The following is a 25,647-nucleotide window of genomic DNA, read 5'->3' on the forward strand; positions in this document are numbered from 1 at the left end:
GTGTGTCAGACTTAGGTAATGCTTACCTCAGTGGCCGAGGCCCCGCGGCGCCAGCGATCCGCCTATCGCAACTTCCGTGCGACGGTCGCGCGCGTCGAACGGCTGTCGCCGACGTTCGTGAACGTGACGTTCACGGGCGACGACCTCGGCGACTTCGGCACCGCGGGCCTCGACCAGCGCGTGAAGGTCGTGCTGCCCCTCGACGGACACGGATTCGCCTCCTTCCCCGACGGTGAGGACTGGTACACCGCCTGGCGCGAGCTGCCCGCCGAGCTGCGCAACCCGTTCCGCACCTACACCGTGCGCGCGGTGCGCCCCGAGCTCCGCGAGGTCGACATCGTGTTCGCCGGCCACGGCGACGCCGGCCCCGCCTCGGCCTGGGCCGGGCGCGCGAAGCCGGGCGACGAGATCGTGCTCATCGGGCCCGACGAGTTCGGCCCCGGCCGCAGGCTCGGCATCGACTGGCGTCCGGGCGAGGTCGACACCCTGCTGCTGGCGGGCGACGAGACCGCGACCCCGGCGATCTGCGCCATCCTCGAGTCGCTCCCCGCCGACGCGACGGGCGCGGCGTTCCTCGAGGTGCCCGAGGCGGGCGACCGGCTCGCGGTGCGGGCCCCGCAGGGCGTCGAGGTGCGCTGGCTCTCGCGTGCGTCCGCCGACGACGACGGGCACCCGTCCGCCGCGCACGGGGAACTCCTCGCGCCGGCCGTGCGCGACTGGGTCGTGCGCCACCTCGCCGACCTCGGCGTGACGAGGGCGGCCGGCGACGAGTCGGCTGCGGCGCTCGCCGCCGCCGAACGAGCCGACCTGCCCGACACGCCGCTCTGGGACGTCCCGGCCGGGCAGAGCCTCGACGGCGCCTGCTACGCCTGGCTCGCCGGCGAGGCCTCGGTCATCACCGGCCTCCGCCGGTTCCTCGTGCGCGAGGCGGGGCTCGACCGTCGACAGGTGGCGTTCATGGGGTACTGGCGCCGCGGGCGCGCTGAACTCGAGTGAGCGCGCCGCAGGTGCCGCGCGCCGCGGGCGCCGGACCGGGCGGTGCCTCCGACACCGCGGTCCTCCCGCGCGCGCCGCGCAGGGTCGGCGCCGCGCGTGCGATCGCGGTCCTCGTGATCGCGGCGATCGTCCTCATCGCGATCGTCGGCGCGAGCCTCGTCCTCGGGGTCCGCTCGATCGACCCCGCGGTCGCCTGGCAGGCGATCGTCGCCCCCGACGCCGCGAACGCGGACCACAACGTCATCTGGCAGCTGCGCGTGCCGCGCACCGTGATCGGTCTGCTCGCCGGCGTCGCCCTCGGACTCGGGGGCACGCTCATCCAGGGCGTGACCCGCAACCCCATCGCCGACCCGGGCCTGCTCGGCCTGAACGCGGGCGCCTCGCTCGCGGTCGTGCTCTGCATCTCGCTGCTCGGCGTCGCCGACCCGCTCGTCTTCGTCTGGTTCGCCTTCGCCGGCTGCGCGGCCGCGGCGGCCGTCGTCTTCTCGATCGGGCGCGGCAGGCCGGTGCGACTCGCGCTCGTCGGCGCTGCCGTGACCTCCTTCGTCACGCCGCTCGTGGCACTCGTGCTCCTGCGCGATCCCGAGACGTTCAACCAGTACCGGTTCTGGGCCGTGGGCTCGCTCACCGGGCGCGGTCTCGACACTGCGGCGGTGCTGTGGCCGTTCATCCTGCTCGGCACGGTCGTCGCGATCGCGCTCGCGAACCGGCTCAACCTGATCGCGCTCGGCGACGACGTCGCGAACGCGCTCGGCCAGCGGGTGGGCACGACCCGGGCGTTCGCCGGTATCGCCCTGGTGCTGCTCTGCGGCACGGCGACCGCGCTCGCCGGGCCGATCGCGCTCGTCGGACTCGTGGTGCCGCACGCCGCGCGACGGCTCGTCGGCACCGACTACCGCTGGATCGTCGCCGCCGCGCTCCTGCTCGGGCCGATCATGCTCCTCGCCGCCGACGTGATCGGCCGCCTCATCGTGCCGAACGCCGAGCTCGAGGCCGGCGTCGTCGCCGCGTTCATCGGCGCCCCCGTGCTCATCGCGATCGCGCGCAGCCGAACGGTGGCGGGCCTGTGACCACGACGACGGATGCCGCGAAGCGCCCGATCCCGGCCGAATCCGCCGTCGTCGCCGCGGTCGCCGGGGTGCGTGCGCGCAACCGGCGCCGGCTCGGCGTCGTCCTCGGCGCAGGTTTGGCGCTCATCCTCGTGATCGCCGTGATCGCCCTCTCGTCGGGGGCGGCGAGCCTGTCGCCCGACCGCGTGATCGCGACCCTCCTCGGCCAGGGCGAGCGCACCGAGCAGCTCGTCGTGTTCACGCTCCGCCTGCCGCGCATCCTCGCGGCCGTGCTCGTCGGCGCCGCCTTCGGCCTCGCCGGCGCGGTCTTCCAGTCGGTGCTCCGCAATCCGCTGGCGAGCCCCGACATCCTCGGCGTCTCGACCGGGGCGAGCCTCGGCGCGGTGTGGGCGATCCTCGGCCTCGGCATCACGGGCGCGGCCGTCGCGGGCTTCGCGCTCGCAGGCGGGCTCGCCGTCGCGGCGATCATCTGGGCGTCCGCGTGGCGCCAGGGCCTGCACGGCATCCGATTCGTGCTCGTCGGCGTCGGGCTCGCGTACGTGTGCGCGTCGCTCATCGCCTGGCTGCTCGCGCGCGCCGACGTGCGCCAGGCCCAGACCGCGCTGCTCTGGACGGTCGGCAGCGTCTCGGACGTGCGGGGCGACGAGCTCGGGCTGCTCGCGGCCGGGCTCGTGCTCGGCTGCCTGCTCGTCGCGCTGTCCGCCCGGGGGATCGCGGTGCTCGGCCTGGGCGACGAGCGCGCGGCGTCGCTCGGGATGCGGGCGAATGCGAACCGCGGCCTGCTGCTGCTCTCGGCGGTGCTGCTCATCGCCCTCGGGACCTCGGCCGCCGGGCCGATCGCCTTCGTCGCCCTCATCGCCCCGGCGATCGCGCGCCGCCTCGTCGACGACGGCAGCGCGGCGCTCACCGCCTCGGCCGTCTCGGGGGCGGCGCTGACCCTCGGCGCCGACGTGCTGGGCCAGTTCGCCATGCCGGGGCTCACCGCCCCGGTCGGCATCGTGACCGGGCTCATCGGAGCCCCCTACCTGCTGTGGCTGCTGTCGCGCAGCGAGAGGAAGTCCCGCCCATGAGCGACACATCCGCTCCCGCTCCCTCCGCCGGCGCCGCGACCGGGCTCGCCGCGCACGGCGTGCGGCTCGGCTACGACGGCCGCGTCGTCATCGACGGACTCGACCTCGTGATCCCTCAGGGACGCGTCACGGCGATCGTCGGACCGAACGCGTGCGGCAAGTCGACGCTTCTGCGGGGCCTCGCGCGCCTGCACCCGCTCGACGGCGGCCGCATCACGCTCGACGGACGTGACGTGTCCACGATGCCCCGCCGCCACCTCGCACGCCGCGTCGGCGTGCTCCCGCAGTCCTCCATCGCGCCCGACGGGGTGCGCGTGGCCGAACTCGTCGGCCGTGGCCGCTCTCCGCACCAGGGCTGGTTCGGGCGGCACTCGAGCGACGACGACCGCGTGGTCGCCGAGGCGCTGGTCGCGACGGGCATCGCGGACCTCGCCGAACGGCGGGTGGAGGAGTTGTCGGGCGGGCAGCGTCAGCGCGTCTGGATCGCGATGGTGCTCGCGCAGCAGACCGACATCGTGCTGCTCGACGAGCCCACGACCTTCCTCGACGTGACCCACCAGCTGGAGCTGCTCGACCTGCTCACCGAGCTCAACCACGACCGCGGCACGACGGTCGTGATGGTGCTCCACGAGCTGAACCTCGCCGCTCGGTACGCCGACCATCTCGTGGTCATGTCGTCGGGCGCCGTCATCGCGGAGGGCCGACCCGGCGACATCCTGACCGAGGCGATCGTGCGGGACGCCTTCGCGCTCGAGTCCTCGGTGATCCCCGACCCGGTGTCCGGCAGCCCCATGATCGTGCCGGTCGGGCGGTTCCACAGCGGTGCCCGTGCGGCCGGGGGTGCGCCTCGACCGGTCGAGCCGGCGGCACCCGGCGATCCCGCAGCCCCGCCCGCCGCGGCATCGTGACGCGTCCGTGACGTCGCGATGCGGCATCCTCATTTGATTTAGGTTAGCCTTCCCTTATCCCCACCCCCTGAACCGAGGAGAGATCCGTGCGTCTTCGACGTCCGCTCATCGCGGTGGCCGGCCTCGCCGCCGCCGCCCTGACCCTGACCGCCTGCGCCACCGGCACGACCGAGGAGCCGAGCGCGGCGCCCACCGCGGCCGCGGGCGAAGGGTTCCCGATCACGATCGAGCACGCCTTCGGCGAGACCGTCGTCGAAGAGGCGCCGGAGCGGGTCGCGACGTGGGGCTGGGGCTCGACCGAGGCCGCGATCTCGGTCGGCGTCTTCCCGGTCGCCATCGCCGAGCAGTCCTGGACCGTCGGCGAAGGCAACCTCCTGCCGTGGGTCGAGGACGCGTACGACGACGCCGGCGCCCCGCACCCGGTCGTCCTGAACGACGACGAGGGCGGCGCGACGGTGCCGTACGAGGAGTTCATCGCCGCCGAACCCGACCTGATCCTCGCGCCCTACTCGGGGCTCACGCAGGAGCAGTACGACACGCTCAGCGAGATCGCCCCCGTCGTGGCCTACCCGGAGTCGCCCTGGACGACCCCGTGGGACGAGAACATCCGCATCTCGACGACCGCGCTCGGCCTGCAGGCCGAGGGCGAGGCGGTGCTCGACGAGATCGACGGCTACTTCGCCGAGCAGGCCGAGGCCCACCCCGAGTTCGCGGGCAAGACCTTCGCCGGCATCTGGGACGGCGACGGCTTCGTCTACGTCTACACCGCAGCCGACTCCCGCATCGAGGTGCTGACCGAGCTCGGCCTCGAGGTCGCCCCGAGCGTCTCCGAGCTCGACACGAGCGACGGCGGCTTCTTCTACGAGCTCAGCTACGAGCAGCTCGACAAGCTCGACGCCGACTTCATCGTCAGCTACCACGCCGACAAGGCCGAGGCCGACGCGTTCCTCACCAAGCCCGAGATGCAGGCGATCCCCGCAGTGGCGGCCGGCAAGGTCGCGCAGGTCTACGACCCGGTGACGGTCTCGTCGGTCTCGCCGCCCACCGCGCTCAGCGTGCAGTGGGAGGGCGGCATGCCCGCCCTCATCGAGGCAATCTCGGGCGCCGTCTCCGAGTAGTCCACGCGCAGCGACGGCCGGCGACCCGAGACGGGTCGCCGGCCGTCGCCGTCTCCACGGGTGCCCGGCCGAGCCGAATTGACGCAGTTAGGTAAGCCTCACCTATAGTTGGAGGCATGCTCGGTCTCGACCTCACGATCTCCTACAACGGCACGCCCGTCGTGCACGGCGCGGAGCTCCACCTCGAACCGGGCAAGGTCACCGCGCTCGTCGGCCCGAACGGCAGCGGCAAGTCGACGCTGCTGCGGGCACTCGCGCGGCTCCACCAGCCCGACTCCGGACGGGTGCTGCTCGCCGACGGCGACGCGCACACGGTCTCCGACGGCGCGGCCGCCGGTGCCCGCCAGCTCGCCGAGCACGGGGTCGACGCGGCCACGCTGAGCGCTCGCGAGTTCGCGCGCCGCGTCACGCTCCTCGCGCAGAGCCGCCCGACGCCGGGCGGCCTGACGGTGCGCGAGCTCGTGGAGTTCGGCCGTCATCCGCACCGCGGCCGGTTCATCGCCGGCGACGCGGGCGGCGCCGCGATCGTCGACCGCGCCATGGAGCTGACCGGCGTCGGGAGCCTCGCCGGCAACGCGGTCGACCAGCTCTCCGGCGGGCAGCTGCAGCGGGTCTGGCTCGCCGCCTGCCTCGCCCAGGACACGGGCGTGCTGCTGCTCGACGAGCCCACCACCTACCTCGACCTCCGCTACCAGGTCGAGCTCCTCGACCTCATCCGCGAGCTCGCCGACGAGCACGGCGTGACGATCGGCGTCGTGCTGCACGACCTCGACCAGGCCGCCGCCATCGCCGACCGTATCGTGCTGCTCGAGTCGGGCCGCGTGCGCGCCGTCGGCACGCCCGCCGAGGTGCTCGTCAGCGACGTGCTGAGCTCGGCCTACGGCATCCGCGTCGACGTCGACATCGACGAGCGCGGCTGCATCACCACCTGTCCCATCGGCCGCTACAACACGCGTCAGCGCTCCGAACGACTCGTCGTCGCCTAGCGACGTCTCCACCCACCACCCCCTCGCGCGGTCAGTCCTGCCCGCGCGCCGATCCGTGAGGAAACCCTCTCCCATGAGAACACCCGCCATCACCCTGGGCGCGGTCGCTGCGGCGTCCCTCCTGCTGCTCACCGGCTGCGGCACGACCGAGGCCCCCGCGGCCGCCGACGGCGCCGAGGGCGCGATCACCGTGACGGACGATCGCGGCGAGGAGATCTCGCTCGACGCACTGGCCGAGAAGGTCGTCGCACTCGAGTGGAACACCGCCGAGAACCTCGTCGCGCTCGGCGTGATGCCGACCGGCGTGGCCGACGTCGCGGGATACAGCGCGTGGGTGCAGTCGGAGCCGCTCGACGAGGGCGTCACCGACGTCGGCATGCGCGGCGAGCCCTCCGTCGACGCGATCGCGGGCCTCGCGCCCGACCTCGTCGTGACGACCACCGACCTGCCCGAGACCGTGATCTCGCAGATCGAGGAGTTCGCCCCCGTGATCGTGGTGCGCGGCGCCGACGCCTCGAACCCCATCGGCCAGATGGAGTCGAACCTCGAGCGCATCGCCACCGCCACCGGCACCGAGGACGAGGGCGAGGCGCTGCTCGACGGCTTCCACGCGAAGATCGACGAGGGTGCGGCCGCACTCGAGGAGGCCGGGCTCGCCGGCACCCCGTTCATGATGAGCGACTCGTGGGCGAGCGGCGGCCAGGTGTCGATCCGCCCGTTCACCGAGGGCGCGCTGCTCACCGCGGTCACCGAGGAGCTCGGTCTCGAGAACGCCTGGACGGGCGAGGGCGACGCCGACTACGGCCTCGGCTCGACCGACGTCGAAGGCCTGACCGGGCTCGACGACCTCGAGTTCCTCTACATCACGAACGGCGAAGCCGACGCCTACGCGGTCGACCTGGCCGACAACGCGGTCTGGAAGTCGCTGCCGTTCGTCGCGAACGGCAACGTGCACCGCCTCCCCGACGGCATCTGGATGTTCGGCGGCCCGTCGTCGATGAACGACTACATCGATGCGGTCGTCAGCACCCTCGCGGGCTGAGACCGGCACGGCGCCGGCCGGGGGCGAGCGCCGCCCCCGGCTCGGCGCAGTGCTGCTCATCGCCCTGGGGCTCGTGGTCGCGACACTGCTCGCCGCGGTCCACGTCACCCAGGGATCGGCCGACGTGGGCCTCCCTGAACTCCTCGGCCTCCTCACCGGCACCGGCGGCGACGAGCAGTCGGCCGCGGTCTTCCTCGCCTCTCGTATGCCGCGCATGGTCGCGGGCGTCGTCGTGGGCGTCGCGCTCGGCGTCGCGGGACTCGTGCTGCAGTCGGTGTCGCGCAACGTGCTCGCGTCGCCCGACACCCTGGCGGTGAACGCCGGCTCGTACCTCGCGGTCGTCGTGGTCGCGGCCTTCGGCATCTCGCTGCCCGTCCTCGGCGGCGGTGCGGTCGCCTTCCTCGGCGGGCTCGCCGCGGCCGGCCTCGTGCTCGCGCTGTCGTCGGGCGGCTCGCGGTCGTCGGGCTCGGGCGGAGGCGGCACCGTCCGGCTCGTGCTCGCCGGCTCGGCGATCGCGCTTGCGCTCACCGCGCTGACCACCATGCTCCTGCTGCTCTTCCCCGAGCGCACGAACGGCCTCTATGCCTGGAGCCAGGGCACCCTCGCGCAGACCGGCATCGGGCCGGCCGCCCAGCTCGCGCCGGTCGTGCTGGTCGCCGTCGTGGCGCTCCTCGTGTTCGCCCGTCAGTTCGATCTCGTCGCCCTCGGCGACGACACGGCGACCGTGCTCGGCGTCGACGTGCGACGCACGCGGCTCGTCGGCGTCCTGATCGCCGTGCTGCTTTCGGCGGCCGCCGTCGCCCTCGTCGGTCCCATCGGCTTCGTCGGCCTCGCTGCGCCGGCGATCGTCCGACTGATCGCGGCACGGGTGCCCGGCATGCAGAAGCACGTGCTCCTCATCCCGGCCGCCGCCGTGATGGGCGTCATCGTCGTGCTCGGGGCCGACGTGCTGCTGCGGCTCGCCTTCGGCGGCCAGGCCGGCGTCGAGGTTCCCACCGGCATCGTCACCACGATCTTCGGCGCGGTGTTCCTCGTGGCGCTCGCGCTGCGGTCGCGAGCGACCTCCGAGGCGGCGAGCGGCTTCGTGATCGGCGCCGGGCTCTCTCGGCGTGGACGACGCCTCGTCATCGGGGGATCGGTGGCGCTCCTCCTCGTGCTCGCCTTCGTCTCGCTGCTCCTCGGCGACGCGAAGCTGCTCGGCGGCGACGTGCTCAACTGGATCACCGGCCAGGCCGGTCCGCTCGTCGAGTTCGTGATGAACACCCGCGCCCCGCGGGTGGCCGCCGCGATCCTCGCCGGCGCCGCCCTCGCCGTCGCCGGCACGGTGGTGCAGGCGGTCTCGCGCAACCCGCTCGCCGAGCCGGCGATCCTCGGCGTGACCGGCGGCGCCGGCGTCGGGGCCGTGCTCGTCATCACCTTCTGGCCGCTCGCGAGCTTCGTCGCCGTCACGACCGGCGGCTTCGCGGGCGCCGCCGTCGCGGCGCTCATCGTCTTCGGGCTGTCGCTGCGCGGCGGGCTCGCCACCAGCCGGCTGATCCTCGTCGGCCTCGGCGTCTCCGCCGCGGCGTCGGCGGTCGTCGCGATGCTGATCATCGCGACCGACCCGTACAACGCGGCGAAGGCACTCACCTGGATGTCGGGCTCGACGTACGGTCGCACCTTCCCGCAGCTCATCCCGCTCCTCGTCGTGCTCGCGGTCTCGTTGCCGGTGCTCGCCGGCATGCGCCGGGAACTCGATCTGCTCGCCTTCGATGACGACACCCCGCGGGTGCTCGGCGTCCGGCTCGGGCGCGCCCGCCTCGGACTGCTCGCGATCGCCGTCGCGCTCACCGCGACCGCGGTGTCGGCCGTCGGCGTCGTCGGTTTCGTCGGCCTCGTGGCGCCGCACGCCGCGCGCGCCCTCGTCGGTGCGCGGCACGGACTCGTGCTGCCGCTCGCCGCAGTGCTCGGTGCACTGCTCGTCACGGTGGCCGACACCATCGGCCGTACCGTGATCGCGCCCGGCCAGCTGCCCGCGGGGCTCGTCACCGCGGTCGTCGGCGCTCCGTACTTCGTCTGGCTGCTCTGGCGTTCGCGCCGCACGGCCTGAAGGGCCTCGGCGTCGATCGAACGGGCGTGGTGCTACGGGGTGCCGGAAGCACGGCCGCGCCGGGGCGCCGGCCGGCGCGGCAGGTACCCGCCCGCCTCGAGCCCCGCCTCGATCTCGAAGCGGTTCCGCAGCGGGTCGCGGCCGGCGATGAAGTACAGCAGCGGGAAGAGCATGCCGTACCTGCGCCACTGCTCGCGGTGCACGACCTCGTGGCCGAGCACCCGGTCGCCGTCGTTCGCGCCCGTGAGGTAGCAGCCGCCGACGCAGGACCCGCCGCGCCCGTATGTCCACTTCGGCATGCCGGTGAACACGATGAGTCCGTGTCGGCGGCGGATCGGCCCGGTGCTCCAGATGAATCCCCAGGTGAAGCCCACGGCGGTCGCCCACCAGTAGCCGAGTCGGCTGATCGGCGAATCCGTGAGGCGGATGCGCAGGGTCGTGTTCGGTTCGGCGTCGCTCACGCGGCGGGCTCCTCGTCGTCGTCATCGGTGGTTCCGGTCGAGGGGGAGTCGGGCTGCTCGCCCGCCGCGGCGCCCTCGGCGGCGCCCGGCCGGCCGAGCGCCTCGAGCAGTCGCAGCCACACCTCGCTCATGGTCGGGAAGGCGGGCACCGCGTGCCAGAGCCGATCCACCGGCACCTCGCCGACGATCGCGACGGTCGCCGCATGCACGAGCTCCGAGACATCCGGGCCGACGAACGTGGCGCCGATCACCGTGCCGAGCTCGCCGTCGACGACGAGTCGCGCGCGACCGGCGAAGCCGTCGGCGTGGATGCCGGCTCCGCTCACCGAGCCGAAGTCGACGTCGGCGACGCGCACCGCCCGGCCCTCCCGCCGTGCCTCCTCGACCGTGCGGCCGACTGCGCCGCACTCGGGCTCGGCGAACACGATCTCGGGCACGGCGGCGTGGTCGGCGGTCGCCGTGTGCGCGCCCCACGGCGCGAGCTCGAGCGGGCGGCCGGTCGCGCGCGCACCGATGAGGTCGCCGGCCGCGCGTGCCTGGTACTTGCCCTGGTGGGTGAGCAGCGCGCGGTGGTTGACGTCGCCGACGGCGTAGAGCCACGGGGTCTCGTCGTTCGTCGAGGCGCGCACGAGCAGGCTGTCGTCGACGTCGAGCCAGTCGCCCGGGGCGAGTCCGACCGTCTCGAGGCCGAGCCCGTCGGTGCGGGGCCGCCGCCCGGTCGCGACGAGCACCTCGTCGGCGACGAGCGTCCCGCCGTCGTCGAGTTCGAGGCGGACCTCGTCGTTCGGGGTGCGCTCGACGCGCACGACCTCGACGCCGAGGCGTACGGATGCCCCGAGCCCGCGCAGTCCGTCGGCGACGGCCTCTCCCGCGAAGGGCTCCATGCCGCCGAGCAGCGTATGACGTGCGAGCACGGTCACCTCGGTGCCGAAGCCCGCGAAGACGGTCGCCATCTCGGCGGCGACCGAGCCGCCGCCGATCACCGCGAGCCGGCGGGGCGGCGTCGAGACGCTCGTCGCCTCGCGGCTCGCCCACGGGCGCGCCAGGGCGAGCCCGTCGATCGGCGGGATCACCGGGTCGGAACCCGTCGAGAGCACGACGGCGTGACGCGCGAGGAGCGTCACCGTGCCTCCGTCGGATCGCTCGACGACGACGCGGCGCGGCCCGTCGAGCCGGCCGTGTCCGCGCTCGAGTTCGATGCCGACGCTGTCGAGCCAGTCCACCGCGCCCTGGTCGCTCCAGTCCGAGACCCAGTAGTCGCGGCGGCGCAGCACCGCGTCGACGTCGAGCTCGCCGGTCGCCGCCTCCGCGGCGCCGGGCACGCGTCGGGCGGCGCGCAGCGCGGCGGCGCTGCGGAGGAGCGTCTTGGACGGCACGCAGGCCCAGTAGGAGCACTCGCCGCCGACGAGTTCGTGCTCGACGATGACGACCTCGAGCCCGGACGCCCGTGCCCGATCGGCGACGTTCTCGCCCACCGGCCCTGCGCCGATCACGACCACATCGGTCTCGCGCTGCATCGCCGCCCCCTTGCCCGTGAGGTTCTCGTGACGGGCCGCGGAGGAGCCCGTCTGGGTTCCGGCCGTCCTGCGCCGCACCCGGTCCCATCAGCCTAGGGGCGGGAGCCGCCGCGAAGGTCAGCCGCGCGTGCGCGCGCCCGAAGTGAGCGCCCCGACGAGCCGGAGGATCGTCGGCAGGTCGTCGACGGCCGACTCGGGGTTCGACGGCGTGAAGCCCGTGATCGCGGCACCCGCCACGGTGAAGCGGGCCACCACCTCGCGGACGAGCGACGCGAGTTCGCCGGCCCCGATGCCGAACGGCATCGGATACGACAGGCCCGCGAGCGCCGACGGGTCGAGCACGTCGAGGTCGATGTGCACGAAGACGTTCGACGCGCCCGTCGCCTCGAGCTCGGCGACCACCGCCGCCGGGTCGGAGAGGTCCTCGACGGTGAGCACCGAGATGCCGTGCTCCTCGATGAAGCGGTGCTCCTCCGCGTCGATCGCTCGGATGCCGCCGAGCACGAGCCGAGCCGGCGCGACCCTGGTCGCCTCGTCGAGGGCGAGCCCCTCGGCCCCGTCGCCGGTGATCGCGCGAAGCGTCATGCCGCCGAAACCGCCCGACGGCGAGGTCTCGGGGGTGTTGAGGTCGGGATGGGCGTCGAGCCAGAGCACCGCGAGGTCGCCGCGGGTGCGCTCCGCGGCGTGCGCGACGGCGGCGAGCGAACTGCCGCAGTCGCCGCCGATCGTCAGCGCCCAGTCGGGCACCTGCGCGAGCGCGTGCGCGGTCGACTCACGCACCCGCCGGATCGTGCTGTACCGGCGGACGCCCGTGCCGAGCGACTCGCCGGCCTCGACCGGCACGTCGACGACGACGGTCGAGGAGGAGGGCAGGTCGCCGCGGATGGCCTCGGCGCCGTCGGCGAGGCTCATGGCGCGCGAGGAGACCGACCCCTGCCAGAGCGGCACGACGACGAAGGTGGCGGGCATGAGACCAGTATGCGCCACCGCCGTGGGTCGACCGCCGAACACGGCGGATGCCGCGACCGACGTGCGGTCGCGGCATCCGTTCGTGCCCTGGAGCTGCGTTCAGCCGCCGATGGCGCCCTGCGAGCCGCCGGCCTTCAGCGCGGCCAGCCGGGCGTCGACCTCCGTCAGCTCGCCGAGGTCGTCGAGCTCGTTGAACTGGGCGTCGAGGCTCGACGCGGCGAGCTCGGCCTGGCCGCGCACGACGGCCTCCTCGCGACGGATCTTCTCCTCGAAGCGGCCGATGTCGCTCGTCGGGTCGAGGATGTCGATCGACTTGACCGCGTCCTGCACCTGCTTCTGCGCCTGGGCGGTCTTCGCCCGCGCCACGAGCTCGGAGCGCTTGTTCTGCAGCTGGACGAGCTTCTCCTTCATGCCGTTGAGCCCGGCCTTCAGCTTGTCGACGACCTCGGTCTGCGCGGCGATCTGCGGCTCGGCAGCCTTCGCCTCGTTCTCGGCCGAGATCTGGCGGCTGAGCGCGACCTTCGCGAGGTTGTCGAACTTGTCGCCGCCGGCGGCGTCGCCCGCCGTGCGCATCTCGTCGCCCTTGCGGCTCGCCGCGATGGCCTTCTCGCCCCACTCGCGCGCCGCCTCGACGTCCTCGCGGTGGTCGTCCTCGAGGAGGCGCAGGTTGCCGATCGTCTCGGCGATGGCCGCCTCCGCGTCGGCGATCGAGTTGGTGTAGTCGCGCACCATCTGGTCGAGCATCAGCTGCGGGTCCTCGGCCTGGTCGATGAGGGCGTTGATGTTGGCTCGGACGAGCTGCGAGATCCGCCCGAAGATGGACTGCTTGGTCATGGTTGCTCCCTGTTCGTGGTTCTGAGGTCGGTCGATGGTCGGTGGAGATGCGGTCTCGTGCGGTCGTGGTCGTCGTCGGTCAGAATCGGCCCCCGCTTCCGCGTCGCGAACGCGTCGCCGAGCCGCCGAAGCTGCCGGGGGAGCGTCGACCGCCTCCGCCGAAGCCGCCGCCTCCGCCGAAGCCGCCTCCGCCCCCGCCGAAACCGCCGCCGCCCCCGCCGCCGAGGACCGAGTTGATGAGGATGCCGCCGAGCACCGCGCCGAAGAGATCGCCTCCCGAGCCGCCGGTCGTGCCGCCCTGCGCGGCACCGCCGCCGTAGCCGCCGAACCCGCCGACGTCCTGCTGCGCGAGCTGCATCGCCGAGCGGGCGAGCTGCTCGGCGCGCTGGGCCGCCGCGAGCGCGGCCGCCGCATCGCTCGCGGCGGTCTGCTCGGCCTGCACCAGCAGGCGCCCGGCCTCGGCGAGGCGGGTCCTCGCCTCGGGCCCGACGGCGCCGCGTCGAGCGACGAGGTAGTCCTCGGCCGCCTGGACCTGGCTGCGCGCCGCCTGCAGGCTCCGCCCGAGCTGCGCCTGCGTGCGCGCGGCCTGCTCGGCGGCGTCGCGGGCGCCCTGGATCGCGGCGTCGATCTCGCCGTCGACCTGTTCGAGGCGCGCCTGCAGCGCGAGCGGGTCGCGGCCGGGTGCGGTGATCGCGCTGCGCAGTTCGGATGCCTCGGCGGCGACCCGGTCGGCGAGGGCGCTCGCGCCGGGGTCGTCGAGGCCGCGCGCGGTCTGCACGTCGCGGTCGAGCTCATCGGCACCGGCGGCGACGGCGCGGTCGGCCGCGGTGAGCTCGGCGGCGAGCCGCTCGATCGACACCGAGAGGAGTTGCGCCTGGTCGACCGCCTCCTCCGCCGCGCGGATCTCGACGGCGGCGGCGGCGCCTTCGCCGCGGCCGACCGCGGCGCCGGCTTCGGTGAGCGCCTCGCGGGCGAAGCCCATCCTGGTCTGGGCCTGCGCCGGGTTGTCGACGACCGGGGCGAGCGCGGAGGCGGCGTACTGCGACTGCAGCGCGGCGAGCCGCTGGGCCGCCGGGGCGATGCCCCGCTCGACGGTCGCGGCGAGCGCCTCGACCCGGGCGAGCGCCTCGGGTGCGTTGCGTTCGAGGTCGCGGAGTTCGTCGAATCGCGCGGCCTGCTCGTCGAGCAGCGCATCGGCCTCGCCGGTGAGCGAGATGATGCCGCCGTACCAGGCACGGCGCTCCTCGTCGGTGTCGGGGTCGGCGTCGTCGAGCCGCTGCTGCAGCGCGAAGGCCTCGGCGATCTTCGCCTTCGCCCCCTCGAGGGCGGCGCGGAAGTCGGCCGTGGCCTCGTCGCCGTAGGAGGCGACGGCGAACCCGAGTTCCTCCTCGCTCGTCTTCAGCGCGTCGTCGGCCTGGACGAGTGCGCTGCCGGCCTGACGCCGGAGGTCGTCGATCGACGGGTGCGGGGCGCCCCCGCCCGCGGCGGGGCTGCGCTTCTTGCGGCGGGCGAGGACGATCCAGACGATCACGACGATGATCGCGGCGATCACGAGGAACCAGATGAAGCCGGCCCCCCAGCCGCCGCCCGCGCCGCTGTCGCCCGCGATCGCGGCCGAGCCGGCGATCGCCGCGCCCGCCCAGTCCTCGTCGCGCAACTCGGGTTCGATGACCTCGAGGCTGATGCGGTCGAGCTCCTCGTCGGACAGCGAGGCGTCGCTCGCCGCGGAGAGGAAGTACTGCCGCCCCTCGACGGCGACCGCGAGCAGGTAGTCCTCACTGCCGAGGCCGTTGTCGATCGCCGTCTGCTCGGCCCAGGCGTCGGCGGCGGACGGGTTCTCGAACTCGTCGACGTAGGCGACGAAGAGCTGGCGGCTGCTGCGGTCGGCGTCGGCCGCGAGCGCCTGCTCGACCTCCGAGGTGCGGGTGCCGAGCACGCCCGCCGTGTCGACGACGGGGGAGGAGCCGAAGGAGACGGGGTCGTCAGCCCAGGCCGTGCCTGCCGCTCCGACACCGATCAACCCCGTGATCATCGCCACCGTCACGAGCCATCTGCGTCCTGCGCGCATGCACCAGTGCCTTTCCCCCGTCCGGACGGACGTTCTCGAGTCTACGGTGGGGCCGTGGCGATCGTCCACGACCGGGCGGGCCGCCGAGCGGATTCAGCAGAACTCCGCGACATGCCCGGGTTCCCCGGCCGGACGCAGCGCCCGATCCCGGAGCACGAGCGAGTCGGGGGAGTCGCGATCGGCGCACGCCTGCGGGAACGAGCCGCGCAGCTCATCGGGATACTCGATGCCGAGGACGTGTTCGCCGTAGACCTCCCGGTACGCGCCGCACTCGTCCCAGGCGTGGCACGACTCCGCGATCGCGAAGTCGAAACCGGCCTGTTCCCGCAGCACGCCGGCCGACTCCGCGGTGTTCTTCTGCGCGATCGCGAGCCCGTTCGCGTGGGCCCGATCGGCGAACTCGCCCGCGAGCGCGAGGTTGTCGGCGAGATCGAGCCGCCCGTGCGAGCGGGTGAACGAGTCGAGGTTGTCGATCTCGACCGCGTCGTAGCCCGCTCGGGCGCAGTCGTCGATCATCGCCCCGACGATGCGTGCGATCCCCGAACGCCGCTCGGGCGTCGAGGTGTCGAGGAGCAGTTCGTCGGGCCAGGCGGGGTCGACGACCGCCTCGCCGTCGACGGAGAGCAGGAGGTCGCTCGGGTCGCTCCGCCACCGGGCGGCGTCACCGGGCTGCGTCTGGAAGCCGTTCACGTAGCAGATGGAGTACCGGGCGGGGTCGGGCGAATCGGTGCGATCCCGGACGACGATCTCGACGTCGGCGTCGGGCGGGTACGCGCCGCCGAGCTGGTAGTCGAAGGTTCCGCCGACGGGCGGCAGGGAGGGTGCGGACGAGCCGGTCGACGCGGGATCGTTCGCCGACGAGGGTGGCGCGGCAGCGCACGCCGCGAGGCAGCCGATCATCGTCGCGATCAGCGCTGCGCCGGTCGAGCCGCGTCGCAGGCGGCTGCGAGCAGCGGATCGCGAGACGAGGGCCGGACGGCCCTCGACCCGCTCATTCATACGTGCCCCCGGAGGGATTCGAACCCCCGACCTACGGTACCGGAAACCGGCGCTCTATCCCCTGAGCTACGGAGGCGCACAGTTGAAAACCCTACCATCCCCGGAGGTGCTCGAGCGCCGAGCGGGACGCGATCGGGGCCCCGCCGACGCGGGCGCCGCGCGGCTCAGGGCATGGCGAGGCGGGCGACTCGGCCGAGCAGCTCCTCGCGCACCTTCGCCGTGAGGAAGGCGTGCGCGCCCTGCAGGACCGCGTCGCCGACGATGTGCGTCGCGACGACCTCGGGGTACCAGCGGCTGAGGCGTCGGATGTCGCGCTCGACCGCCTCGGCGAGCCGGGCACCGCCGACCGCGGCGGTGGGGCCCGCCAGCACGAGCAGCCCCGGGTCGAGGGTCGCGAGCAGCGGCAGCGTGATGTGCGCGATGCGCAGTCCGATCTCGTCGATGATCTCGTCGCGGTCCTCGCTCGCCGCGATCGACTCGAGCACCGCGGCGAAGTCCGCGCCGCCGATCCCTCGGGCCTCGGCGAGACGACGTACTGCGGCCGCTCCGACGAGGTCGGTGCTCGTACGGGCGTGCCCGTCGAGCGCGTGCGCCTCGACCGAGAGCGGGAGGAACCCGATCTCGCCCGCGCCGCCGAAGGTGCCGCGGTGCAGGTCTCCGGCCACGTCGAAGGAGGTGCCGACCCCGTTGCCGAGCCAGAGCAGGGCGAACACGTCGCGCCCGGCGCCGGCGCCGCCCTCGCGTTCGGCGAGCGCGGCGAGGTTCACGTCGTTCTCGATGAAGACGGTGATGCCGAGCGCCTGCTCGAGCACCCCGCGCAGCCCCGTGGTCGGCCATCCGGGCAGGGTCTCGCTGAACAGCTCGCCCTCACCGCCCGGGTCGACGTAGCCGGCGGTGCCGATGCACACCGTGTGCACCATCCCGGGGTCGGTCCCGGCGGCCGCGCTCGCCTCGCGGATCGCCGCCGCCACCTCGTCGACGGCGGAGCGCTCGGCGGGGTCGCGGGGCAGCACGATGGTGACCGCGGGCCGGTCGCCGCCCGCGGCGTCGACGACGCGCGCACGCAGTCGGAACGCGTCGATCGCGATCGCGACGCCCAGGGGGCGATCGGTGCGCGCCGAGTAGAGCACGGCGTTGCGCCCGGGGCTTCCGGCGAGCTGACCGCTCTCCTCGACGACGCCCGCGGCGATGAGCCGGGTCATCATCATCGAGGCCGTCGGCTTCGAGACGCCGACGAGCTCGCAGATGCGGTTGCGGGTGAGCGGGCCGTGGTCGAGGAGGGCCGAGAGCCCGACCCGGTCGTTGACCGCGCCGAGCCAGGACGGGGTGCCCTGGGAGTGACGGGTCGTCGGGGCGTCCATCAGGCCGCCAGGTTCTCGAGGATCGCGGCGACGAGCACCTGCGCGTCGCCGGGCTCGACGAACTCGGCCGACTCCACGACGATCCAGTACTGACCCGAGAACACCTGCGCCTCGCCCTGCTCGTCCGTGACGGAGAAGTACCCCTCCACCTCGGGCGGGGTGCCGTATGTCGGGACCGGCTTCGATCCGAGCGCCGCGTCGTTCTTGCGCCCCTCGAGCGCGCCCTCGGGCGGCGTCGCGACGCCGAACTCGATGAGCGCCCCGCTCGTCTGGTTGAGCAGGCCGCACGTGGTGCCCGCCTCCTCCTCGACGCCGAGGACGCCGTCGGCGGCCGGCTCGTAGTCGGGGGCGTTGCCGAGGTTCGGGTTGTAGGCGTAGACGTCGTCGGCGGAGAGCAGTTCGTCGCAGGCGATCTCGAACGGCGTCGGCTCCTCGGCGGGGGCCTCGCTCGCGCCGGGATCGGTCGCTGCGGCCGACGGGTCGTCGGCCGGGGGAGCGGGTTCGGAGCACCCGGCGAGGGCGAAGACGGATGCCGCGACGGCGAGCGCGAGCCCGGCCGATCGCAGTCGAGGCAGACGATGGAGGCGCGGCATGTGACGAACCTTACCAATCGCCACCCGGTAGGATTTGCGGGTGACTCCCACCGACCTCTCACTCGCCCTGTACGACCTCGTCCTCGCCCTCGCCGAGCGACGTCGGGCCGCGGGCGCGGAGGTCGAACTGGCGCTGGCTCCCGGCGACGTGACGCTCGAGCGTCCGAAGCTGCGCGAGCACGGTGACTGGGCGTCGAACGTCGCCATGCGCATCGCGAAGCCGTTCGGCCAGAACCCGCGCGAGCTCGCCGGCGAGCTCGCCGCGGCGATCGCCGGCCTCGACGGCGTCGCGAGCGCAGAGGTCGCCGGGCCGGGCTTCATCAACATCCGCCTCGAGGCCGCCGCGGCCGGCGCGCTCGCGAAGACGATCGTCGACGCGGGCGCCGAGTACGGCCGCAGCGACTCGCTCGCGGGCAGCGTGATCAACCTCGAGTTCGTCTCGGCGAACCCGACCGGCCCGCTGCACATCGGGCACACCCGCTGGGCGGCGCTCGGCGACTCGATCAGCCGGGTGCTCCGCGCCGCCGGGGCCGAGGTCGCCAACGAGTACTACATCAACGACGCCGGCAACCAGATGGAGATCTTCGGCGCCTCCGTGCTCGCCGCCGCGAAGGGCGAGCCGACCCCCGAGGGCGGCTACCCGGGCAGCTACATCGCCGACCTCGCGGCCCGCGTGCTCGAACGCGAGCCGAACCTCGCCGAGCTCGACCGCGAGCTCGCGCTGCACACGGCCACCGAGATCGCCTACGAGCTGCAGCTCGCCGAGATCCGCGCCTCGCTCGAGCGCTTCAACGTGCACTTCGACGTGTGGACGAGCGAGCGCCGCCTGCACGCCAGGGGCGACGACGGCATCAACGACATCGACACGGCGCTCGCCCGGCTGCGCGCCCAGGGCCACGTGTACGACGCCGACGACGCCGTCTGGGTGAAGACGACCGACTTCGGCGACGACAAGGATCGGGTGTTCGTGCGCGGCAACGGCGTGCCGACCTACTTCGCCGCCGACGCCGCCCTGTACCTCGACAAGGGCGACCGCGGGTTCAAGCACAAGATCTACCTGCTCGGCGCCGACCACCACGGGTACGTCCACCGCCTCAAGGCGCTCGCCGGTGCGGCGGGCGACGACCCCGAGCGCGACATCGAGGTGCTCATCGGGCAGCTCGTGAGCGTGAACGGCGCGAAGCTCTCGAAGCGCGCCGGCAACATCATCGAGCTCGACGACCTGCAGGCCTGGCTCGGCACCGACGCGCTCCGCTACACGCTCGGACGCTACCCGGCCGACTCGCCGCTCACGATCGACCCCGAGATCCTGCAGCGCCGCACCAACGACAACCCCGTCTTCTACGTGCAGTACGCGCACGCCCGCACCTCCGCGGTCGCGCGCAACGCCGCGGCATCCGGGGTCGACCGCTCGTCGTTCGCCCCTGAGCTGCTCACCCACGAGACCGAGTCGGCGCTCCTCGGCGCGCTGCAGGAGTTCCCGCGCATCGTGGCCCAGTCGGCCGAGCTGCGCGAGCCGCACCGCGTCGCACGCTATGTCGAGGAGCTCGCGGGCCTCTACCATCGCTGGTACGACAACTGCCGCGTGCTGCCGCTCGGCGACGAGCCGGTCGGCGAACTGCAGCGCACGAGGCTCTGGCTGAACGACGCCACGGGCCAGGTCATCCGCAACGGACTCGGGCTGGTCGGCGTCTCGGCCCCCGAGCGCATGTAGGCACACCCGAAACGATCCCGAGGGGGAACCGATGTCCGACGAGCACGCGACGGTCGAGTTGGATGTCACGGAGCCCGAGCCTCGGCGTCGGCTCTCCCGGGGCGCCCGTATCGGGCTCATCGTCGCGGGCTCCGTCGTCGGCCTCGCCGCGCTCCTCGTGGTCGCCGACGTGGTCGCGCGGGGCATCGCGGAGCAGCGCGTCGCCGACGAGGTGCGCGCGAACCTGCCTGCGGGTGTCGAGGGCGACGTGGACGTGACGATCGGCGGCCTCTCGGTGATCGCGCAGTACCTCGCGGGCACGATGGAGCAGGTGTCGCTCAGCGCACCCGAACTCGTCGTCGACGGTGCGCCGCTCGACGTCGCGGTCGACCTCCGCGGCGTTCCGGTCGACCTGGGCAGCCCGGTCGAGCGGCTCGAGGCGACGGTCTCGGCCGAGCAGGACGCGGTGAACAGCCTCGTCCAGGTGCCGAACTCGACCGGCTCGATCACCCTCGGCGACGCGACCGTCGGCTACGAGGGCGAACTCGAGCTGTTCGGGCAGTCGATCGCCTACCAGGTGACCGCGACGCCGTCGGCGGCCGGCAACGAGGTGCTGCTCGAGCCGGTCGGCGTCGAGGTCGGCGCGGGCGGCGGCTCGCTCGACCTCTCGGGCATCGTCGAACGGGTCCTCGGCGGCGACCCGATCGCGGTCTGCGTGGCCGAGCACCTGCCCGAGGGCATCGAGGTGACCGACATCGCCGCGGCGCCGGGCGTCGTGCAGGTCGAGCTCGAGGGCTCGGAGGTCACGCTCGACGCGGCGCACCTGCAGCAGACCGGGAGCTGCGACTGACGGCTCGATTCGGCCTCGCCGTGCGGCCTCGGTAGACTCGCCGTACGCCGACCCACAAGGTCGGCACGCATCAGGCTTCAGGAACCGATCCGGGTTCGCTCGCCGCGAGCGACCGTCGATTCGTCCCCTCCGTGAGGTTTCTCCGTGGCATCCGTCTCCATCGCCGTCCCCTCGGGCCCCGCCGTGCCCGACGACGTCAACGGGCTCGAGCCGCAGGTCTGGCCTGAGTCGGCCCATCGCGACGACGCCGGCCGGCTCGTGCTCGCGGGTCTCGACGCGGCGTCGCTCGCCGCCCGGTTCGGCACCCCGCTGTACGTCGTCGACGAGGACGAGGCGCGCGGGCGCGCCCGCCGAACCCGTGAGGCCTTCGAGGTCGCGGCGCGAGCCGCGGGCACCGATGTGACGGTCTATTACGCGGGCAAGGCGTTCCTCTCGGGCGCGGTCGTGCGCTGGGTCCTCGACGAGGGGCTCGCGGTCGATGTCTGCACCGGCGGCGAGCTCGCGGTCGCGCTCGGCGCGGGGGCCGATCCCGCGCGCCTCGGCTTCCACGGCAACAACAAGTCGCTCGCCGAGATCGACGCCGCGGTCGCCGCGGGTGTCGGGGCGATCGTCATCGACAGCGAGGTCGAGATCGAGCGGGTCGCGGCCGCAGCCGCACGCGCCGGGCGACGCCAGCGGGTGCGCCTCCGCGTGAACAGCGGCGTGCACGCCTCGACGCACGAGTTCCTCGCGACCGCCCACGAAGACCAGAAGTTCGGGGTCCCGCTCGAGCGCGCGGCCGAGCTGGGCGCCCGCATCCGCGGCCACGAGGCCCTCGAGTTCCTCGGCCTGCACTGCCACATCGGCTCCCAGATCTTCGACGCCGAGGGCTTCGCCGAGTCGGCCTCGCGCCTGCTCGAGGCCCACGCCGAACTCTCCGCGGCCGGGCCCGTGCCCGAGCTCAACCTCGGCGGCGGCTTCGGCATCGCCTATACCGCGGCCGACTCGCCGCAGCCGATCGAGGACATCGCCCGAGGCATCCTCGACGCCGTCGTCGCCGGCTGCCGCGAACGCGGCCTGCCGCTGCCGAAGCTCGCGTTCGAGCCCGGACGCTCGATCATCGGCCCGGCGGGCGTCACGATCTACACGGTCGGCACGATCAAGTCGGTGCCCATCGAGGGCGGCGAGCGGCGCTACGTGAGCGTCGACGGCGGTATGAGCGACAACGCGCGCACCGCGCTCTACGGCGCCGAGTACTCGGCCCGCCTGGCCTCGCGCGTCTCGGCGGCGGCGCCCGCGCTCTCGCGGGTCGTCGGCAAGCACTGCGAGTCGGGCGACATCGTCGTCGACGCCGAGTACCTGCCGGCCGACACCGCACCGGGCGACCTGCTCGCGGTGCCGGCCACAGGGGCCTACTGCTGGTCGCTCGCCTCGAACTACAACCACGTGCCCCGTCCGCCCGTCGTCGCCGTGCACGGCGGCGAGGCCCGCCTCATCGTGCGCGGCGAGACGATCGACGACCTCCTCTCCCGCGATCTCGGGCTCGAGCCGACCGCGAGAAACACCGTCGCTACCGAAGGGACCCCCGCATGATCGAGTACCGCTCCATCCGAGTCGGACTGCTCGGAGCCGGATCGGTGGGATCGCAGGTGGCGAGGCTCCTCCTCGAGCACGCCGACGAGCTGGAACAGCGCGTCGGCGCCCGCCTCGAGCTCGTCGGCATCGCCGTGCGCGACACGACCGCGAAGCGCGACGTCGAGCTGCCCGCCGAACTCCTCACGACCGACGCCGAGTCGCTCATCCTCGGTTCCGACATCGTGATCGAGCTGGTCGGCGGCATCGAGCCCGCCCGGAGCCTCGTCCTGCAGGCGATCGGCTCGGGCGCCGATGTCGTGACGGGCAACAAGGCCCTGCTCGCCTCGCACGGCCCCGAGCTCTTCGCCGCGGCCGAGCAGGTCGGCGCGCAGCTCTCCTACGAGGCCGCCGTCGCCGGGGCGATCCCGATCATCCGGCCGCTCCGCGAGAGCCTCGCCGGCGATCGGGTCGACCGCATCCTCGGCATCGTCAACGGCACCACGAACTTCATCCTCGACCGCATGGACACGACCGGGGCATCCCTCGAGGACGCACTCGCGACCGCGACCGAGCTCGGCTACGCCGAGGCCGACCCGACCGCCGACATCGGCGGCTACGACGCCGCGCAGAAGGCGGCGATCCTCGCGAGCCTCGCCTTCCACACGAGCGTGCCCGTCGAAGCGGTGCACCGCGAGGGGATCACCGAGGTCTCGGCCGACCAGGTCGAATCGGCGCGGCGCGCGGGCTACGTCGTGAAGCTCCTCGCGATCTGCGAGCGCCTCACCGACCCCGAGACGGGCGACGAGGGCGTCTCCGCGCGCGTGTATCCCGCGCTCGTGCCGCGCAGCCACCCGCTCGCCGCCGTGCACGGCGCGAACAACGCCGTCTTCGTCGAGGCCTCCGCCGCGGGCCCGCTCATGTTCTACGGCGCCGGGGCCGGGGGAGTGCAGACCGCCTCCGCCGTGCTCGGCGACCTCGTCGCGATCGCCCGCCGCCGCGTCTCCGGCGGCCCCGGCACCGCCGAATCGACGCAGGCCGAAGTGCCCGTGCTCGAGATCGGCCGCATCACCACGCGCTACGCGATCACCCTCGAAGTCACCGACGAACCCGGTGTGCTCGAGCAGATCGCCCGCATCTTCGCCCTGCACGGAGTCTCGGTCGAGCAACTCCAGCAGAGCGTCAGCGAAGGGAGCCAGCGGGCTACGCTGGTCATCGGGACGCATGAGGCGAAGGAGTCCGCGCTCGCCGAGACCGTCGCCGCCCTCGCCCAGAGCCCCGTCGTCGCATCCGTCGCGTCCGTCCTCCGAGTCGAAGGAGCACTGTGAACCACCCCACCCCCAAGGCCAACTCCCGCCAGTGGCGCGGAGTCATTCGCGAGTACGCGGACCGCCTCGACGTCACCGACGCCACCCCGGTCGTCACGCTCGGCGAGGGCGGCACGCCGCTGCTGCCCGCCCCGGCGCTCTCGGCCCGCACCGGTGCCGACGTCTGGGTGAAGTTCGAAGGCATGAACCCGACCGGCTCCTTCAAGGACCGCGGCATGACGATGGCGGTCACGAAGGCCGTCGAGCACGGCGCGAAGGTCGTCATCTGCGCCTCGACCGGCAACACCTCGGCCTCGGCGGCCGCCTACGCCACGCACGCCGGCATCAAGGCCGCCGTGCTCGTGCCCGAGGGCAAGATCGCGATGGGCAAGCTCAGCCAGGCCATCGCGCACAATGCCGAGCTCCTGCAGGTGCAGGGCAACTTCGACGACTGCCTCGACATCGCCCGCGACCTCGCTGCGAACTACCCGGTGCACCTCGTGAACTCGGTCAACAACGACCGCATCGAGGGGCAGAAGACCGCGGCGTTCGAGGTCGTCGAGGTGCTCGGCGACGCTCCCGACTTCCACTTCATCCCGGTCGGCAACGCCGGCAACTACACCGCGTACACGCGCGGCTACCGCGAGGACATCGCGGCCGGCAACGCCACCCGCCTGCCCCGGATGTTCGGATTCCAGGCCGCGGGCTCCGCGCCGATCGTGCGCGGCGAGCCCGTGAAGGACCCCGACACCATCGCGAGCGCAATCCGCATCGGCAACCCCGCGTCGTGGGAGCTCGCCCTGCAGGCGCGCGACGAGTCCGACGGCTACTTCGGCGCGATCGACGACGACAAGATCCTCGAGGCGCAGCGCATCCTCTCGGCCGAGGTCGGCATCTTCGTCGAGCCCGCGTCGGCGATCTCGGTCGCGGGCCTGCTCGAGCGCGCCGAGGCCGGCGTCGTGCCGAAGGGCGCGCGCGTCGTGCTCACCGTCACCGGTCACGGACTGAAGGACCCGCAGTGGGCCCTGCGCACGGCCGACGGCTCCGACGTCCAGCCGACCATCGTGCCGGTCGACACCGCGCAGATCGCGTCGGTGCTCGGGCTCGCCTCGTGACCGGCACCCTCGTCGCGCCGGCGACCACCGCGCTCGCGGGCCGCGCCGTGCAGGTGAAGGTGCCGGCGACCTCGGCGAACCTCGGGCCGGGCTTCGACACGCTCGGTCTCGCGCTCGCGCGCTACGACGAGCTCGAGGTCCAGGCGACCGAGGCGGCCGGCGTCGTCGTCGAGGTGCACGGCGTCGGCGAGGGCGAAGTGCCGCTGGATGCCTCGCACCTCGTCGTGCGCTCGATCGCGCACACCTTCGAGCGCGCCGGCGTCGCCCTGCCGGGCCTGCGCCTCGTCGCGCACAACACGATCCCGCACGGCCGCGGGCTCGGCTCCTCGGGTGCGGCGATCGTCGCCGGCGTCGTCGCCGCGAAGGGGCTGCTCGACGGCGTCGTCGACTTCACCGCCGACGAGCTGCTCGAGCTCGCGACCGAGCTCGAGGGGCATCCCGACAACGTCGCGCCCGCGCTGTTCGGCGGGCTCACGATCGCGTGGGTGACGCCCGAGGGCCCCCGGCACAAGAAGCTCATCGTGCACCGCGGCGTCTCGCCGCTCGTGCTGGTGCCCGAGCACGAGATGTCGACGGCGCTCGCGCGGTCGCTCCAGCCCGAGTCGGTGCCGCACGAGGACGCGGTGTTCAACGTCTCGCGTTCGGCGCTGCTCGTCGCCGCGCTCATCCAGAGCCCCGAGCTGCTCTTCCAGGCGACCGAGGACAAGCTGCATCAGCACTACCGCGCCGCGGCCATGCCCGAGACCGATCGGCTCATCCGTGCGCTCCGCGAGGCGGGGCATCCCGCCGTCGTCTCGGGCGCCGGCCCGTCGATCCTCGTGCTCGCGAGCGACCCGAGCGAGCGTGCCGCCGCGACCGCGCTCGTCGAGGGCGTCGCCGACACCGTCTGGCAGGCGCTGCCCCTCGCCGTCGACTTCAAGGGCGCGACAGTTCAGAGCGCGTAGCGGTCTGAACTCGTCGCGAAAGGCAGCAGCCCCAGCGTCCGCGGCGCCCAGCGCCGCGACGCGTCTCCGGGAGACCGCTCGAGGTGACGCCACCCTTTGCGGGAGA

22 protein-coding genes and 1 tRNA gene are annotated in these 25,647 nt (G+C 73.5%); 14 read left to right on the forward strand and 9 right to left on the reverse strand.

What is annotated here, in order from left to right; all coding sequences use genetic code 11:
• Window positions 1-18: 18 nt before the first annotated feature.
• The 8 genes from ACFVTR_RS03900 to ACFVTR_RS03935 all read left to right on the forward strand — a co-directional run bounded on the left by ACFVTR_RS03900 (window position 19) and on the right by ACFVTR_RS03935 (window position 9,279).
• On the forward strand, window positions 19-996 hold the full coding sequence (locus tag ACFVTR_RS03900; protein ID WP_387034918.1) for a siderophore-interacting protein: 978 nt from the start codon (window positions 19-21) through the stop codon (window positions 994-996).
• Complete coding sequence (locus ACFVTR_RS03905; protein ID WP_387034920.1) at window positions 993-2,066, forward strand: FecCD family ABC transporter permease; 1,074 nt, start codon at window positions 993-995, stop codon at window positions 2,064-2,066. The genes ACFVTR_RS03900 and ACFVTR_RS03905 overlap by 4 nt, the downstream gene beginning before the upstream one ends.
• Window positions 2,063-3,136 carry a FecCD family ABC transporter permease gene (locus ACFVTR_RS03910; protein WP_387034922.1) on the forward strand — a complete coding sequence of 358 codons (1,074 nt, stop codon included), beginning with the start codon at window positions 2,063-2,065 and terminating at the stop codon, window positions 3,134-3,136. Before ACFVTR_RS03905 ends, ACFVTR_RS03910 begins: the two co-directional genes overlap by 4 nt.
• Window positions 3,133-4,044 carry an ABC transporter ATP-binding protein gene (locus ACFVTR_RS03915; RefSeq protein WP_387034924.1) on the forward strand — a complete coding sequence of 304 codons (912 nt, stop codon included), beginning with the start codon at window positions 3,133-3,135 and terminating at the stop codon, window positions 4,042-4,044. Before ACFVTR_RS03910 ends, ACFVTR_RS03915 begins: the two co-directional genes overlap by 4 nt.
• An 86-nt stretch (window positions 4,045-4,130) precedes the next feature.
• On the forward strand, window positions 4,131-5,162 hold the full coding sequence (locus ACFVTR_RS03920; RefSeq protein WP_387034926.1) for an iron-siderophore ABC transporter substrate-binding protein: 1,032 nt from the start codon (window positions 4,131-4,133) through the stop codon (window positions 5,160-5,162).
• A gap of 116 nt (window positions 5,163-5,278) precedes the next feature.
• Window positions 5,279-6,148, forward strand: coding sequence for an ABC transporter ATP-binding protein (locus ACFVTR_RS03925; RefSeq protein WP_387034928.1), 870 nt, complete (start codon window positions 5,279-5,281; stop codon window positions 6,146-6,148).
• A 73-nt stretch (window positions 6,149-6,221) separates the two neighbouring features.
• Window positions 6,222-7,190 carry an iron-siderophore ABC transporter substrate-binding protein gene (locus ACFVTR_RS03930; RefSeq protein WP_387034930.1) on the forward strand — a complete coding sequence of 323 codons (969 nt, stop codon included), beginning with the start codon at window positions 6,222-6,224 and terminating at the stop codon, window positions 7,188-7,190.
• The gene (locus ACFVTR_RS03935) at window positions 7,162-9,279 is read left to right on the forward strand and encodes an iron ABC transporter permease (protein ID WP_387034932.1); all 2,118 of its coding nucleotides are present in this window, start codon (window positions 7,162-7,164) and stop codon (window positions 9,277-9,279) included. The genes ACFVTR_RS03930 and ACFVTR_RS03935 overlap by 29 nt, the downstream gene beginning before the upstream one ends.
• 32 nt (window positions 9,280-9,311) lie before the next feature.
• On the opposite strand, the gene ACFVTR_RS03940 is transcribed toward ACFVTR_RS03935, so the two are convergent.
• The 9 genes from ACFVTR_RS03940 to ACFVTR_RS03980 all read right to left on the reverse strand — a co-directional run bounded on the left by ACFVTR_RS03940 (window position 9,312) and on the right by ACFVTR_RS03980 (window position 18,081).
• The gene (locus tag ACFVTR_RS03940; RefSeq protein WP_387034934.1) at window positions 9,312-9,740 is read right to left on the reverse strand and encodes a Fe-S oxidoreductase; all 429 of its coding nucleotides are present in this window, start codon (window positions 9,738-9,740) and stop codon (window positions 9,312-9,314) included.
• Complete coding sequence (locus ACFVTR_RS03945; RefSeq protein ID WP_387035380.1) at window positions 9,737-11,257, reverse strand: dihydrolipoyl dehydrogenase family protein; 1,521 nt, start codon at window positions 11,255-11,257, stop codon at window positions 9,737-9,739. The genes ACFVTR_RS03940 and ACFVTR_RS03945 overlap by 4 nt, the downstream gene beginning before the upstream one ends.
• 117 nt (window positions 11,258-11,374) lie before the next feature.
• Window positions 11,375-12,226, reverse strand: coding sequence for an arginase family protein (locus tag ACFVTR_RS03950; protein ID WP_387034936.1), 852 nt, complete (start codon window positions 12,224-12,226; stop codon window positions 11,375-11,377).
• A 99-nt stretch (window positions 12,227-12,325) separates the two neighbouring features.
• Window positions 12,326-13,060: a PspA/IM30 family protein gene (locus ACFVTR_RS03955; RefSeq protein WP_387034938.1), complete on the reverse strand. Its 735-nt coding sequence runs from the start codon at window positions 13,058-13,060 to the stop codon at window positions 12,326-12,328.
• 79 nt (window positions 13,061-13,139) lie between these two features.
• Window positions 13,140-15,128, reverse strand: a complete 1,989-nt coding sequence (locus ACFVTR_RS03960; protein WP_387034940.1) for a TPM domain-containing protein — start codon at window positions 15,126-15,128, stop codon at window positions 13,140-13,142.
• A 93-nt stretch (window positions 15,129-15,221) separates the two neighbouring features.
• Complete coding sequence (locus tag ACFVTR_RS03965; protein ID WP_387034942.1) at window positions 15,222-16,127, reverse strand: endo alpha-1,4 polygalactosaminidase; 906 nt, start codon at window positions 16,125-16,127, stop codon at window positions 15,222-15,224.
• Window positions 16,128-16,130: 3 nt separating this feature from the next.
• Window positions 16,131-16,203: transfer RNA gene (locus ACFVTR_RS03970), tRNA-Arg, on the reverse strand.
• 88 nt (window positions 16,204-16,291) lie between these two features.
• On the reverse strand, window positions 16,292-17,488 hold the full coding sequence (locus tag ACFVTR_RS03975) for an ROK family protein (RefSeq protein WP_387034944.1): 1,197 nt from the start codon (window positions 17,486-17,488) through the stop codon (window positions 16,292-16,294).
• Window positions 17,488-18,081, reverse strand: coding sequence for an iron ABC transporter ATP-binding protein (locus tag ACFVTR_RS03980; RefSeq protein ID WP_387034946.1), 594 nt, complete (start codon window positions 18,079-18,081; stop codon window positions 17,488-17,490). Before ACFVTR_RS03980 ends, ACFVTR_RS03975 begins: the two co-directional genes overlap by 1 nt.
• A 40-nt stretch (window positions 18,082-18,121) precedes the next feature.
• On the opposite strand from ACFVTR_RS03980, the gene ACFVTR_RS03985 reads away from it, so the two are divergent.
• The 6 genes from ACFVTR_RS03985 (at window position 18,122) to thrB (ending at window position 25,541) form a co-directional block, all read left to right on the forward strand.
• A complete protein-coding gene (locus ACFVTR_RS03985) occupies window positions 18,122-19,795 on the forward strand; it encodes an arginine--tRNA ligase (RefSeq protein ID WP_387034948.1) in 1,674 nt (557 codons plus the stop codon).
• Between the two features lie 31 nt (window positions 19,796-19,826).
• On the forward strand, window positions 19,827-20,624 hold the full coding sequence (locus tag ACFVTR_RS03990; RefSeq protein WP_387034950.1) for a DUF2993 domain-containing protein: 798 nt from the start codon (window positions 19,827-19,829) through the stop codon (window positions 20,622-20,624).
• 144 nt (window positions 20,625-20,768) lie between these two features.
• A complete protein-coding gene (gene lysA, locus ACFVTR_RS03995) occupies window positions 20,769-22,196 on the forward strand; it encodes a diaminopimelate decarboxylase (RefSeq protein ID WP_387034952.1) in 1,428 nt (475 codons plus the stop codon).
• The gene (locus tag ACFVTR_RS04000; protein WP_376940973.1) at window positions 22,193-23,503 is read left to right on the forward strand and encodes a homoserine dehydrogenase; all 1,311 of its coding nucleotides are present in this window, start codon (window positions 22,193-22,195) and stop codon (window positions 23,501-23,503) included. The genes lysA and ACFVTR_RS04000 overlap by 4 nt, the downstream gene beginning before the upstream one ends.
• A complete protein-coding gene (gene thrC / locus ACFVTR_RS04005; protein WP_387034955.1) occupies window positions 23,500-24,597 on the forward strand; it encodes a threonine synthase in 1,098 nt (365 codons plus the stop codon). Before ACFVTR_RS04000 ends, thrC begins: the two co-directional genes overlap by 4 nt.
• Window positions 24,594-25,541, forward strand: coding sequence for a homoserine kinase (gene thrB / locus ACFVTR_RS04010; RefSeq protein WP_387034957.1), 948 nt, complete (start codon window positions 24,594-24,596; stop codon window positions 25,539-25,541). Before thrC ends, thrB begins: the two co-directional genes overlap by 4 nt.
• Window positions 25,542-25,647: the final 106 nt, after the last annotated feature.

The sequence above is a fragment of the Agromyces sp. NPDC058126 genome (assembly GCF_042884595.1).
Lineage (GTDB): Bacteria > Actinomycetota > Actinomycetes > Actinomycetales > Microbacteriaceae > Agromyces.

Excerpts from the sequence above, each read along its gene's own strand:
- ACFVTR_RS03990 (WP_387034950.1), top strand. The coding sequence starts at position 19,827 with ATGTCCGACGAGCACGCGACGGTCGAGTTGGATGTCACGGAGCCCGAG.
- ACFVTR_RS03955 (WP_387034938.1), bottom strand. The coding sequence starts at position 13,060 with ATGACCAAGCAGTCCATCTTCGGGCGGATCTCGCAGCTCGTCCGAGCC.
- ACFVTR_RS03975 (WP_387034944.1), bottom strand. The coding sequence starts at position 17,488 with ATGGACGCCCCGACGACCCGTCACTCCCAGGGCACCCCGTCCTGGCTC.
- ACFVTR_RS03900 (WP_387034918.1), top strand. The coding sequence starts at position 19 with ATGCTTACCTCAGTGGCCGAGGCCCCGCGGCGCCAGCGATCCGCCTAT.
- ACFVTR_RS03965 (WP_387034942.1), bottom strand. The coding sequence starts at position 16,127 with ATGAATGAGCGGGTCGAGGGCCGTCCGGCCCTCGTCTCGCGATCCGCT.
- ACFVTR_RS03950 (WP_387034936.1), bottom strand. The coding sequence starts at position 12,226 with ATGCCCGCCACCTTCGTCGTCGTGCCGCTCTGGCAGGGGTCGGTCTCC.
- ACFVTR_RS03935 (WP_387034932.1), top strand. The coding sequence starts at position 7,162 with ATGCGGTCGTCAGCACCCTCGCGGGCTGAGACCGGCACGGCGCCGGCC.
- ACFVTR_RS03980 (WP_387034946.1), bottom strand. The coding sequence starts at position 18,081 with ATGCCGCGCCTCCATCGTCTGCCTCGACTGCGATCGGCCGGGCTCGCG.
- ACFVTR_RS03925 (WP_387034928.1), top strand. The coding sequence starts at position 5,279 with ATGCTCGGTCTCGACCTCACGATCTCCTACAACGGCACGCCCGTCGTG.
- ACFVTR_RS03930 (WP_387034930.1), top strand. The coding sequence starts at position 6,222 with ATGAGAACACCCGCCATCACCCTGGGCGCGGTCGCTGCGGCGTCCCTC.
- ACFVTR_RS03960 (WP_387034940.1), bottom strand. The coding sequence starts at position 15,128 with ATGCGCGCAGGACGCAGATGGCTCGTGACGGTGGCGATGATCACGGGG.
- ACFVTR_RS04000 (WP_376940973.1), top strand. The coding sequence starts at position 22,193 with ATGATCGAGTACCGCTCCATCCGAGTCGGACTGCTCGGAGCCGGATCG.
- ACFVTR_RS03915 (WP_387034924.1), top strand. The coding sequence starts at position 3,133 with ATGAGCGACACATCCGCTCCCGCTCCCTCCGCCGGCGCCGCGACCGGG.
- ACFVTR_RS03945 (WP_387035380.1), bottom strand. The coding sequence starts at position 11,257 with ATGCAGCGCGAGACCGATGTGGTCGTGATCGGCGCAGGGCCGGTGGGC.